Source organism: Acidovorax sp. (genome assembly GCF_021287135.1).
In the GTDB taxonomy this organism is placed as follows: domain Bacteria; phylum Pseudomonadota; class Gammaproteobacteria; order Burkholderiales; family Burkholderiaceae_C; genus Acidovorax.
In genome coordinates, this window is record NZ_JAJTBB010000020.1 from 21,730 (window position 1) to 34,639 (window position 12,910).

Genomic DNA, 12,910 nt, shown 5'->3' on the forward strand with positions numbered 1-12,910 from the left:
TGCAGGGCCCGAAACCCCGGCGTAAATATTGCTTGAATGTGTCCCAAACCAGCGTGGAGACCAAGAGCAAGTGGGACGGACACTGTCGGGACCGAAGGGGGGCGTAGGGCGTGCCGACGGGTTGCGTGCTGCCTTGGCGGCGGCGGCAGTCGTCGCCTTTGCTGCCGTCACCGGAGCCTTGGCGCAGCTGGAATACCGGCTGTATGACACGGCCCTGGCGGCCGGCGCCGTGCCCCCGCCGCCCGGAATCACCCTGGTCGGTATTGACGAAGCGGGTGCTGCGGCCCTGGGAACCGGGCCGGAAGCCCGGGCCGGGTACGCGCGGCTGATCGACGCACTCACGGCCGCCGGCGCCAAGACGGTTGTTCTGCTCTCCCCGCTGGACGGGCCGCAGTCCGGCAGTGGGCTGGCCTACCTGCAGAAGATCCGCTCCACGGTCGCCGCCAGTGGCGACACCTCGGCGCTGGCGGCGGAGCTGGGCCGCGCGGCCGAAGAAGGCGCCCGCCTGCTCGACGGCGACGCCCGCCTGGCCGAAAGCCTCCAGCGTGCCGGCAATGTATTTCTGGCGTCGCAGTACGCGGTGGCGGGTGGTACGCCCGCGCCGCTGCCGCCGTTTGCGCAGCGCAGTGCGCTGGCAGACCCCGGCGCGTTGGCTGTGCCCGCCACGGCCGCACGCCATCCGGCCGACCGGATCGGCACGGCGGCGGCCGGGGTGGGCCACTGGCTGGCCACGCCGGACGGAGACGGCACGGTCCGGCGCATCCCGCTGCTGCTGCGCTATGACAACGTGGGCATTCCTTCGCTGGCCTTGCTGGCGGCGCGCCACAGCCTGCACCTGGGACCGCGGGAGGTGCGGTGGGACGAGGCCCGCTCCGGGGTCCAGGTGGGCGGGCTGCTGACGCCCACCGATGCTGCGGCCCGGATGTTGCCGCGCTGGTACGGCGCGCCGGAGGCAGAGGCGCGGCCGTTTCCCGTGGTGCCGCTGGCGCAGGTGTTGAACGGCGCGGTGCCGCCGCAGCGCTTCAAGGACCAGGTGGTGCTGGTGGGCGAAACCGGTGGAACCCTGGCCGCGCCCTGGGCGGTGGGTGGCGGGGGGACCCTGGCGCCCGTCGAGGCGCTCGCGCACGCCGTGTCCGCACTGGGTCATGGCTTGGGCGTGCGCCAGCCCGCGTGGGCGCTGGCCGCCGGCTGGGGCGCGGCGCTGGTCGCGCTGCTGGGCATCGCCCTCGGGCTCCCCCGCCTTTCGCGCACGGCAGGGGCGGCGCTGGGGGGCGCGCTCTTCGTGGCGCTGGTCGGCGCCGAGTGGGCGTTGTTGCGCCACGCGGGGCTGTGGGTCACGCTGGTGCCCGGCGCCCTGGCGCTGTTGGCGGGCACGGCCATGCTCTGGCTGCTGCGCTGGTCCCCTGGCGCCAGCGCAGCCGGCACAGCCCGGGATGCGGGCGAGGCGGCCGAGGCGGACCGCATGCTGGCGCTGGCCTTGCACGGCCAGGGGCAGCTGGACAAGGCCTTTGAGCGCTTGCGCAAATTGCCCCCCAGTGATGCGCTGCTGGACAACCTGTACCACTTGGGCCAGGACTTCGAGCGCAAGGGAAATCTCGTGCGGGCCAAGTCGGTCTACAAGCACATCCTGCAGCACAACAAGGGTTTCCGGGACGCCTATGCCCGCTACAAGCGCGTGCGCGCGCAGCTGCACAAGGACCCGGGCACGCCGTCGAGCACGCCCGCCTCGGTGCCGCCGGCAGCCGCCACCCGCTTGGCCGGCGATGCGTCGGTAGGGGTGCCCCAGCTCGGCCGCTACCAGATCGAGAGAGAAATCGGCAAGGGGGCCATGGGCGTGGTCTACCTGGGCCGGGACCCGAAGATTGGCCGCGTGGTCGCCATCAAGACGCTGGCGCTTGCCGAGGAATTTGAAGGCCATGCGCTGGTGGACGCCCGCGCCCGGTTCTTCCGCGAAGCGGAAACGGCGGGGCGCCTGCAGCATCCCTGCATCGTGACGATCTTTGATGCGGGCGAGGAGCACGACCTCGCCTACATCGCCATGGAATTCCTCAAGGGCGCCGACCTGGCCCAGGCCTGCCGCAGCGGGCAGCTGCTGCCCGTGCCCACCGTGCTGTCGATTGCAGCGCGCGTGGCTGACGCGCTGGATTACGCGCACGCGCACCAGGTGGTGCACCGCGACATCAAGCCCGCCAACATCATGTTCGACCCCGCCACCGATGCCGTGAAGGTAACGGACTTCGGCATTGCCCGCATCACGGATGCGAGCAAGACGCGCACTGGCCTGGTTTTGGGAACGCCCAGCTTCATGTCGCCCGAACAGCTGGCGGGCAAAAAAGTGGACGGCCGGTCCGACCTGTATTCGCTGGGCGTGACCCTGTTTCAGCTGCTCACCGGATCGCTGCCGCTGCGGGGCGAGTCGATGCCCGAGCTCATGCACAAGATCGCCAACGTGGAGGCACCGGATGTCCGCCAGCTGCGCCCGGACCTGCCGGCGGAGGTGGCGCGCGCCGTGGCCCTGGCGCTGCAGAAGCGGCCCGAGGCCCGCTACCAGACCGGCCGGCAGTTCGCGGCTGACCTGCGGCAAGCCGCCGCGCTGGCGGGCCTGGAAGCCCCTTTGCGGGCAGAAGCAGTCGACTATGATGCACGGCGCGACGCAACAGGGCATGAAATGGCGGATTCCACCCCAACCGTGATGGCAGCAACACCGGCGGGCCGGGATGCACCGCTTCCCTCCCCGCCTGCGGCCGGTGCCCGATGACGTTCGCTTCCACATCCATGACCTACGAATTTTTCGCGCGGACCGACAAGGGGCGCGTGCGCTCCAACAATGAAGACGCGGTCGCGGTGGACCGCGATGCGCAGGTCGCCATCCTGGCCGACGGCATGGGCGGATACAACGCGGGCGAAGTGGCCAGCGGCATGGCCACCACGTTCATCCGCACCGAGATGGCCCGCTGGCTGGCCCAGGCAGGCACATCCCCCCAGACCACCGACGTGCGCCGGGCGCTGGAGATCTGCGTCGAGAACGCCAACCACGCCATCCTCGGGGCGTCGCTCTCCAACCCGCAGTACGCGGGCATGGGCACCACGCTGGTGGTGGGCGTCTTCCATGGCAGCCGGCTCATCCTGGGGCACATTGGCGATTCCCGCTGCTACCGGCTGCGGGACGGGGCGCTGCAGCAGATCACCCGTGACCATTCCTGGCTGCAGGAGCAGGTGGATGCCGGCCTGCTCACGGCGCAGCAGGCGGCGCTCTCGGGCAACCGCAATCTCGTCACCCGCGCCCTGGGCGTGGAGCCCAACGTCCAGATGGAAGTCAACGAATTTCAGGTGGCTCCCAACGACCTTTTCCTGATGTGCTCGGACGGCCTGACCGACATGGTGGCGGACGACGACTTGGCGGACCTGGTGCGTGCGCCCTTGTCCCTGGAGGAAAAAGCCACATTGCTCATCGACACGGCCAATGCCAACGGCGGCCGTGATAACGTGAGTGTGCTGCTGGTGCAGGCGACCGCTGGAGGCAAGAAACGGGGCCTTATGTCCCGTTTGCTCGGTGCCGCTTGAGTGGCCTCAACTACAACAACATTACGCATTACATCAGGAGTGGATCATGCCCAAAATGATCGTTTCAATCGACGGGGTCGTCATCAAGGAAGTGCAACTGACCAAGGAGCGCACCACGCTCGGCCGCCGTCCCTACAACGACATCGTCATTGACAACCTCGCCATCAGCGGTGAGCACGCCGTGATCCACATGGCCGGCCCGGAGGTTGAGATCGAGGACCTGGGCAGCACCAACGGAACGTATGTCAACGCCAAGGCCGTCAAGCGGCAGGAGCTGCGCAGCGGTGACACCATCGAGGTCGGCAAGTACAAGATCCGTTTCCTGAACGAGACCGAAGGCCAGAACTTCGAGAAGACGATGATCTTCAAGCCCGGCATGGTGCCCCCCGTGGGCGGGGCTGCCGCAGCGCCGCGGCCCATGCCCCAGCCGTCCGCTGCCGCCCCCCTGGCGGCGGTCATCCGGGTCATGTCGGGCGCGGCCGCTGGGCGGGAAGTGTCCCTGCAGAAGGTCGTGACCACCATCGGCAAGCCCGGCGTGGCCGTGGCCTCGATCACCAAGCGGCTGCAGGGCTTTGTGCTGGCGCATGTGGAAGGCCCGGACATGCCGCTGCTCAACGGGGCGCCCATCGGGTCGTCGCCTGTGCCCCTGAAAAACGGTGACCTGCTGGAACTGGCCGGCACCGAAATGCAGTTCCAGCAGCTCTGAGGGCCACGGGCCCCGGCCTGCTGGCCCGGCGGGTGGCGGCCCTTTTGCCGCGGCCGGCACAGGGCGCCTTCCAGCCCCTTTCTTGATCCCCACCCATGCGACAGCGCCTGCACCAGCTGTTCTGGCGCCACAGGGGCCGCGCCGCCATCACCTTGCTGCCGCTGGTGTTTGGGCTGCTGCACGTTGCAGACGTCTTGCACCTGCAGGTGCTGGAACGGCTGGACAACATCATCTACGACGCCCGCCTGCGGGCCACGATGCCGCGCACGCTGGACGAGCGCATCGTCATTGTCGACATTGACGAGAAGAGCCTGGAGCAGGTCGGGCACTGGCCCTGGGGGCGGGACAAGCTGGCGGCCCTGGCGCGGGAGCTGTTCGAGCGCCAGCAGGTGGCGGTCCTGGGGTTCGATGTGCTCTTTGCGGAAGCGGATGGCAGTTCAGGCCTGGCCCGCCTTGAAGAGCTGGCCCAGGGGCCATTGCGCGGCCAGCCCGCCTTCCGGGAACAGCTGGCGCGGCTGGCCCCGTCGCTGGACCACGACGCGCTTTTTGCCCGGGCCTTGCAAGGCCAGCCCGCGGTCCTGGGGTACTACTTCACCAGCGACCGGGACGGCAGGACCCGGGGCGTGCTGCCGGCGCCCGCGCTGCCCACGCAACGGCTTCGCGGCCTGCCCTTGTCGGCAACGGCCTGGAACGGGTATGGCAGCAACATTCCGCAGCTGGCGGATGCCGCCCCGGCCGCCGGCTTCTTCAACTCCATTACCGACGACGACGGCATCGTGCGGTCGCTGCCCCTGCTGGCCGAGCATGACGGCAGGTATTACGAATCCCTGGCCCTGGCGATGTTCCGGACCTTGCTCGACCAGCCCGAGGTGCACCCCGACTACGCGCGGCCCACGCCGCAGGGCACGCACGACACGTTGCGCAGCGTGGTGCTGCGCCAGGGAAGCCACGAGCTGGCGCTCCCGGTGGACGAGCGGCTGGCGACGCTGATCCCGTTCCGGGGGCCGGGCGACGTGCGCGGCGGCTCGTTCCGGTACCTGCCCGCCTCGGACGTGCTGGCAGGCCGCCTGGCCCCCAACGAGCTGCAAGGCTGCGCGGTGCTGGTGGGCTCCACGGCCCAAGGCCTGCTGGACCTGCGCGCCACGCCGGTCGGCCGGGCCTACCCGGGCGTGGAAACCCACGCCAACATGCTGTCCGCCTTCCTCGATGGCAAGAGCATCGTGCGCCCCGAATATGCGCTGGGTTTCGACGCCGCCCAGCTGCTGGTTACGGGGCTGCTGCTTGCGCTGGTCCTGCCCGTCCTGCCCGCGCTGTCCGCCTTGCTGGTCACGGCGGGTGTCGTCGCCGTGCTGGTGGGGCTCAACCTGTGGCTGTATCTTGGGCAAGGCCTGGTGCTGCCCCTGGCCACCGTGCTGGTCATGGCCGTGCTGGCCTTCACCCTCAACATGGTGTACGGCTATTTTGTGGAGAGCCGGTCCAAACGCGGCCTGGCCGCCCTGTTCGGCACCTACGTCCCGCCGGAGCTGGTGGACGAGATGGTCTTGCGGCCGGAGAAGTACAGCATGCAGGCCACGAGCCAGGAACTCACCGTGATGTTCTGCGACATGCGCGGCTTCACCAGCTTGTCCGAGCAGATGGAGCCCGTGCAGCTGCAGGCGCTGCTCAACGATGTGTTCAGCCGGCTCACCCGCACCATCCGCAGCCACCGCGGCACGATCGACAAATATATGGGCGACTGCGTGATGGCCTTCTGGGGCGCCCCCGTGGCCACACCCGAGCACGCAGAACTGGCAGTGCGCGCCGCGCTGGACATGCAGAGCGCGGTGGACGAAATCAACGCGGCCCATCGTGGGCGTGGCCTGCCCGAAATCGGCATCGGCATCGGCATCAACACGGGCGTCATGTGCGTCGGCGACATGGGCTCTGACATCCGCCGCAGCTACACCGTGATCGGCGACGCGGTGAACCTTGCCTCGCGCCTGGAGGGCCTGTCCAAGCACTACGGCGTGCGCACCGTGGCCAGTGAAAGCACCCAGGCCCAGGCACCGGGGTTTGCCTGGCAAGAGCTGGACCGCGTGCGGGTCAAAGGCAAGCTCCAGGCCGTGGCCATTTATTCACCGGTGGCCTCGCAAGGTGCCGAAACCCTCCAGCAAGCGGAAGAATTAGACACTTGGCAACAATGCCTGGCCGCTTTTCGCGCGCAGGACTGGCCACAATGCGAGACACTGCTGACCCAACTGAAGCAAGCAGCGCCGGCCAAGGAACTCTACCGCCTGTATGCCACCCGCCTGCAGGCGTTGCAGGGGCGGGCCTTCGACCCCGACTGGGACGGCGCCACCAGCTTTGATACCAAGTGAGTCGTGAACCGAACCAACGCCTGAGCCCATGAAAGTCCGTGTACTGGGCTGCTCCGGAGCCATCGCCAAAGACTGCCGGACCACCGCTTTCCTGATTGACGACAGCATCCTCATCGACGCAGGGACCGGCGTGGGCGACCTCACGCTGGACGAAATGCGCAAGATCGACCATGTGTTCCTGACGCATTCGCACCTGGACCATGTTGCTGCGCTGCCGTTGATGCTGGATGCGGTGGGGTCGCTGCGCAGCGCGCCCGTGCAGATCCATGCCCTTCCGGCCACCGTAGAGGCGCTGCGAGCCCACGTCTTCAACAACGTCATCTGGCCGGATTTTGAGGCGATCCCCTCGCAAAACCAGCCCTTCATGCGCTTTTGCCCCCTGGCCGCCGGCGAGCAGCGAACCGTTGCCGGGCTGCTGCTGGAGGCCTTGCCTGCCGTACACACCGTGCCCGCCCTGGGCTACGCCCTCCGCGGCGAGGCGGGCTGGTGGGCGTTTACGGGCGATACCGAGCGCAACCCCGCGTTCTGGGAGCGTGTGAACGATCTACCGCTGGCCATGCTGGTCATCGAGACGGCGTTCAGCCAGCGCGAGGCCGCACTGGCGCGCCGGGCCCTGCACTTGGCGCCGCGCACCTTGCTGGAGGAACTCAATTCGCTTAGGCAGCCCGGGTGCAGCATCTACATCACCCACGCCAAGCCGGCCGAAACGGAAATCATCGCCGAAGAAATCCGCGCCCTGCTTTCCTCGGACCCTGTCTCGCGGCAGGCCCCTGGCGGCCGCATGCAGCCGATCCATTGGCTGCGGTCTGGAGACGAGTTTAGGGTGTAGGCGGGAAGCGAACCCTCGGCGGGCAGACGGCCTGTCAAGGCAACGCTCTTCGGAGAGTCGAAAAAGGTCCCAGCCTGACACTTCGCGCACAACGCGCAACATTCGACGCACTTGCTGACACTCTTGACGGGACAAAATTGTCAAGAAATGCGATCAACGCGCCCTTCCGAGTCAAAAGCGCGGGGATGACGAGTGGTGCTCCCCCTCAGCCCTCGGGCACCGATCAATCCGCAGGCTGGCATGGGAAATGCTGTTAATTCATCAGACCTGGAGAGCTGTTCTGCAGGTTGTTAATTGCAATTGACCTCCAAGGAGTTTCGTATGAAGCAGATGATGCAAAAGGGTTTCACCCTGATCGAATTGATGATCGTGGTGGCGATTATTGGTATTCTGGCGGCCGTGGCGCTGCCGGCTTACCAAGACTACACGATCCGCGCACGCGTTACGGAAGGTGTGGGTCTTGCTTCAAGTGCTAAGCAACTGGTGGGCGAAGCTAACACTGCTGTTGAATTGAAGGCGGCTGCTGACACTTGGAACGCGCAGGCTGGCGGTAACGGTGCTATTAGCAAGTATGTGAAGTCGGTGAAAATGGCTGACGACACTGGCGAAATCACGGTTGCGTTCAATAAAGCAAACGTGGGTAATATCAACGTTGACGGTGCAACATTGATTTACACGCCGTACATTCAAGCGGGCGGCGCAAATCCTGTCGCGCTGGCGGGCAACTTCACTAGCGCCGCTCCCGTCACGGGCTCTGTTGATTGGGGTTGCTCGTCCGATACGCATGCAGTATCCACTGCTCGTAAGCTTGAGCCCATTGCAGGCGCAGGTACACTGAAGGCCAAGTTCGCTCCGAACGATTGCCGTTGAGTTGGCCTGAAATTTAAAAACCCGCGTCAGCGGGTTTTTTTTTGTCTCTTGCCCGTCCTATGCGCGTAAACCGCTCTCCACCATTCTTGTCTGCCCAACTTAGGGCATTCATATTTCATTCCCTGGGCACTCTTGTTGCGATAGCGGGGGTAGGTTACATCGTTTTCATTTATTGGTTTCCAACAGGACTAGGTGAGTTGGCTGGACGGAACAGCCTGTATGGCCTTTGCATTCTAGGCTTGTTCACATCAGGGCCTTTGTTAACAGCACTGCTGTACCGATCTTCAAAAAGTCAGCGCGCTCTCTTTATTGATATGCTATTGGTTGCAGGTATTCAATGTTCAGCTTTGTTCTATGGAGTGAATGCACTGATCGTTGCCAGGCCGTTGGCTCTAATTTTCGAAACTGATCGATTTCGCATGGTTACCTACGCCGATGTGCCCGAGCAATCACATCCCTTATTAGAGGATTGGATTCTCCCTTGGAGTTTGCGCGGCTACGTCGTGGCAGGTCTACGTGCACCTGCGTCAGAAGCGGAGCGTCTTCAGCGCTTTGATGATCTCTTGGCGGACATCGGCCCTAGTCAACGCCCTGTCTATTGGCAGGATATTTCACTAAGTGCAGAAGATATCCGTAACCGCTCACGCCCCTTGGCGGACCTCATTAATAAATACCCAGCCCAACGAAAAAAAATTGAAGCTATAGCCCATCAAGCCGCAGCCACAGAAAAAAATCCAGATCTAGTCTGGGTGCCCTTGGTGAGCCGCCTTAGCCTAGACTGGATTATTGTTTTGAATGTCGGTACCTTGAAGCCGATGGGTTTTCTTCCTTTAGATGGCTTTATTTAATGGGTAGAGCGGGCAATGGCCTGTGTTGCAAGGTTGTGAGTGAATGTGCGCATAATCTTGTGTTCGGGCTTAAAGGATGAGTTTTCAAAATTATCCATGGAGGCTTCTTCTAGATCTTTCCAACGCTTTTGCGATATCAGTGCCGCGCTCCATGCTGTCCAGGCGATGCCATCAAACGCTATACGAGAATATTGGGAAGTCGGTCGTTGAGTAAACCACTTACGACCCAGCTCTTCCATCTTTTCGTAATCTCTTGCTGATTGCGCCCCTAAAATCTGTAGGGCTCTGTTTAGATCTTCCGGTATTTGATCGCAAGTAATCCAAGTGGGATTAATCCACGTCCCGACTAGAGCATTTGCGGGAAGAAAATCCATGGTCCTTTCTGCTAACTCCGAAATGCTATTGACGAGGGTGCGGTACTGATATTCTGTCCACCGAGCGCTGCATTGCTTGCCGATATCCCGCAGCGCAATGACCGGAAGGGCTTGTGGAACTGTTTGCCCGGTTATTTCGGCAACCAATGCGCGCGCAATGTTCGTTGCCGCCTCCGGAGGGAAGTATGTTTTCCCTAATGTTGGTGTACTGGACGGCAAAGGCCCGCTGACGTGCAGGGCTTCCAAATATGACCGCATTGTTAAGGGTATTGATAGCGTCGATTCAGCATTATCTCCTCTGAAACGAGTCTTGGGAGCGTCTAAGCTAAGTATGGGGTAATAATCAGAATTGGTGCGTGTATTGCCGGAAAGGCCGGCCAGTGCTCGAATCATCTCTGCATTGGCAACTTTTCTGAATGCCAGATGGTCGCCATGGGCAACCCCGATGCGGGCCAAATCTTTTTTCAATTCGGGGGACTTCTCGATGCGCTTCCAGTCATTAGTGGTGATATGCCCCTTAGGCTTTGCGACCAAGATCAGATCCGTCTGGGAGCCGAACCATGCTGCGTAGTCTTCAAAGGCTGGGGTCAATGCATTGAGAATGGATGCTAAGAGCGTATCGTTGATTTCGTACAACTGAATCCATTGTACAAAAATGCCATCTTCATTAATATGCTTAGGTACAAACTTGTAAAATTCCTCTGAAAAGAGGGAGCCGACTCCACTAATCCACGGATTGGACGGCTCTGAAATTAATACATCATATTTTCGGTTTTGTCCTGCAAGATATGCTTTGGCATCTTCAATTATGATGTTTGAGCGAATGTCGTTAAATGATCGATCTACTCGATTGCCGAAGAGTTTGGCGCCTTGCACCATGGATGGTTCTATTTCGATGGTGTCCACCTGCTCCACGCGGTGGTCTCCGAGTAACGTGTGGGTTGTCATCCCTGATCCAAATCCAATAACGCCGACCTTCTTTGGGGCGTCATGTAGCGAAAGTGGAATACCTCCGAGAAGTACCATGGTCGGCTCATCAGCCGTGGGTGCGCCATCGCCGATTTGAACCGCGGCATCAGTTTTGCCATTCGTTGAGATCGAAGCGCTACCGCTTTTTGATAACAGTAGCGCGACGCTGGCAGTTTTTCCATCTTTGTAATATATGATTTCATCGCTGGAGTTAATGCTTGGCTTGCCATGCCGGTAGACTCCAGACGCCACTATCGTCGGGTCGAACGGAGTCCGAACCGCAATGATTAAGGCACAGATGGCTACTCCTCCCCCGAATACCAATTGTCGTCGAGATCTACTATCCGCGGCATGTATGCGTAAGAAATAGAAGCCAACCCCAATATCGGCTAGTGCGGCAACGCAAAGTGCAAGCTTTAGACCAATATTGGGAATTAGCAAATGAACGGCTAAATAGACTCCAAAAATTGCGCCCAATGTGTTCCAAGCATAAACGCGACCTATGACTCGTTCGCCGAGACCTGCTCTTAGCAGAGCTACAGTAAATAAGGGTAACGTAGTTCCGGCAAAAAAAGCTGCCGGGAACATAATTGCGATCGCAATAGAGGCGGTGCCAAAGTTGAAAAGAGCGTATCCCCCATCCGTCTTTGCCAGCGATTGCATCAGCCATCCAACCCAAGCAAATGAATTCGCGTACACAAGCAGCGACGCGAGCGCTGCGATGCCCATGGCTACCTGCAGCCAACCTACCAGTTGCAGTGGCGCAGTCGCACTATCCGCTCGGCGCCTGATCCAAAGGCCTCCGAAAGCTATGCCTGCAATGAACGCTGCAAGCATGAGCTCAAATGCGTGCATGGTGCTGCCAACGGCCATGCTCAACATGCGAATCCAGACTATTTCGTAGGCAAAAGACGCTGCACCGGATAAAGCAGTTGCTGTCAAGACAACGCGCAATAAGGGAAGTTCTTTAGAACGATTTTGCTCGTCATTTTTGAAAATCTGGGGTTCAGAGCTCTTGGCCAACTGCCATGCTATACCAGCAACTACGAAGTTCAAAACTCCTGCCGCAAATACAGCACCCGGCAACCCCACGCGGGGAATTAATACGAAAGTGGATACAAGAGCACCTGCCGCGGCACCTATGCTGTTGGTGAAATAGAGCCCCCCCAACATGCGACCCTGGTATGTGGGAAACCGGCGTATGAGCCCTCCACTCATTAATGGAAAGGTCATTCCAAGTAATATGGTCTGCGGAAGAATAAGGATGGCTGCTACGAGCCAGCGAGTAACATTGATGGCCCAGGGTTGGCTTAGAGAGGGAATAATCCATTCAAAGCTCACTGTGCTGGCTGTAGTAAAAAACCAGTGAAATACAAGACCAAAGAAACCTATTGCAGCCTCAACCAGCGCGTACCAGCGGAGCAGATCGCGCCAGCGCTCCCCAACATTTGAAATCCAGGCGGCACCAGCTGCCATGCCTCCCATAAAAATTGTCAAAACAAATGCTTGCGCATAGGCGGCATGGCCTAAAAACAGCCCAAGGTATTGAGACCAAATTGACTGATAAATAAGGCCGGCAAAGCCAGACAAGACGAAGATGATATAAAGCCAGTATCGCGAACTTCGATGCGTTGAACTCATGATGTTGGTAGTCTGTGAATTCTTGGAATTATTCAAACTAAGCAAGATGCTCGCCAGGAGCACGGAGAGCCGTCGGGTCGGGCTGTGCGACCTTTTGCGGGATCCGTGTAGGAACGGTATTTGCTTCGTGTTCCCCAAACTAGATGGGCTAACCGATGATAATGCGATGGAGAGTCAAGGGGTTAACTTTGATCGAACTCATGGTCGTCGTGGCGATCATTGGGGTGTTGGCGGGATTAGCGCTGCCCGCTTATCAAGCACATACCACTCGAGCGCGAGTGATCGAGGGGTTGGCGATTGCCGATGCGATCAAACATGAGATTGGGATCGGTTCGGCTGCAGCCGTCGACCTTGAAACCACTATTGCGACTTGGAACGCGCAGGCAAACAATAAGGGTGCATCGAGCAAGTACGTAACGAGCGTCCTAGCGACAAGTGCGCCGGGGGATGCCACGGATGGAGAAGTGACGGTTACTTTCAGCAATGAAGCTGGTCCAGTAGGGAACAGAACCGTCGTGTTGTCCCCATGGGTACACGCCTCAGCGGCGCTTCAGCCACTAGGTACATCTTATGGAACCCAGGACACGGGTCCTATTGACTGGAGTTGCCAGTCTGACAGCGGTGGGGTCTCGACCGCCCGAGGAATGGGGGGGTCGTTGGGTTCGTTGCCTGCCAAATTTGCTCCTCCAGATTGCCGCTGAGCGTAGCTTTCTGCTGCAGTTTTAGTAGAGATCTGGACCGTAGCAAGATTG

9 protein-coding genes are annotated in these 12,910 nt (G+C 61.1%); 8 read left to right on the forward strand and 1 reads right to left on the reverse strand.

What is annotated here, in order from left to right:
* Positions 1-121: 121 nt before the first annotated feature.
* The 7 genes from LWW96_RS04255 to LWW96_RS04285 all read left to right on the forward strand — a co-directional run bounded on the left by LWW96_RS04255 (position 122) and on the right by LWW96_RS04285 (position 9,174).
* Positions 122-2,758, forward strand: a complete 2,637-nt coding sequence (locus LWW96_RS04255) for a serine/threonine-protein kinase (RefSeq protein WP_291484430.1) — start codon at positions 122-124, stop codon at positions 2,756-2,758.
* Positions 2,759-2,775: 17 nt separating this feature from the next.
* On the forward strand, positions 2,776-3,564 hold the full coding sequence (locus LWW96_RS04260; RefSeq protein WP_291484431.1) for a Stp1/IreP family PP2C-type Ser/Thr phosphatase: 789 nt from the start codon (positions 2,776-2,778) through the stop codon (positions 3,562-3,564).
* A 46-nt stretch (positions 3,565-3,610) separates the two neighbouring features.
* Entirely contained in the window at positions 3,611-4,270 is a 660-nt protein-coding gene (locus LWW96_RS04265; RefSeq protein WP_291484432.1) for an FHA domain-containing protein, read from the forward strand.
* 95 nt (positions 4,271-4,365) lie between these two features.
* Positions 4,366-6,627 (forward strand): adenylate/guanylate cyclase domain-containing protein, encoded by a 2,262-nt coding sequence (locus LWW96_RS04270; protein WP_291484433.1) that lies wholly within the window; start codon positions 4,366-4,368, stop codon positions 6,625-6,627.
* Positions 6,628-6,655: 28 nt separating this feature from the next.
* Positions 6,656-7,456, forward strand: coding sequence for a 3',5'-cyclic-nucleotide phosphodiesterase (locus LWW96_RS04275; RefSeq protein WP_291484434.1), 801 nt, complete (start codon positions 6,656-6,658; stop codon positions 7,454-7,456).
* A gap of 321 nt (positions 7,457-7,777) precedes the next feature.
* Positions 7,778-8,326 (forward strand): pilin, encoded by a 549-nt coding sequence (locus LWW96_RS04280; protein ID WP_291484435.1) that lies wholly within the window; start codon positions 7,778-7,780, stop codon positions 8,324-8,326.
* A gap of 86 nt (positions 8,327-8,412) precedes the next feature.
* Positions 8,413-9,174, forward strand: coding sequence for a hypothetical protein (locus LWW96_RS04285; RefSeq protein ID WP_291484436.1), 762 nt, complete (start codon positions 8,413-8,415; stop codon positions 9,172-9,174).
* Here the strand turns inward: LWW96_RS04285 and LWW96_RS04290 are convergent.
* On the reverse strand, positions 9,171-12,158 hold the full coding sequence (locus LWW96_RS04290; RefSeq protein WP_291484437.1) for a fused MFS/spermidine synthase: 2,988 nt from the start codon (positions 12,156-12,158) through the stop codon (positions 9,171-9,173). The genes LWW96_RS04285 and LWW96_RS04290 overlap by 4 nt on opposite strands.
* Before the next feature lie 161 nt (positions 12,159-12,319).
* On the opposite strand from LWW96_RS04290, the gene LWW96_RS22205 reads away from it, so the two are divergent.
* A complete protein-coding gene (locus LWW96_RS22205) occupies positions 12,320-12,859 on the forward strand; it encodes a pilin (protein ID WP_366117930.1) in 540 nt (179 codons plus the stop codon).
* The last annotated feature ends 51 nt before the right edge of the window (positions 12,860-12,910 follow it).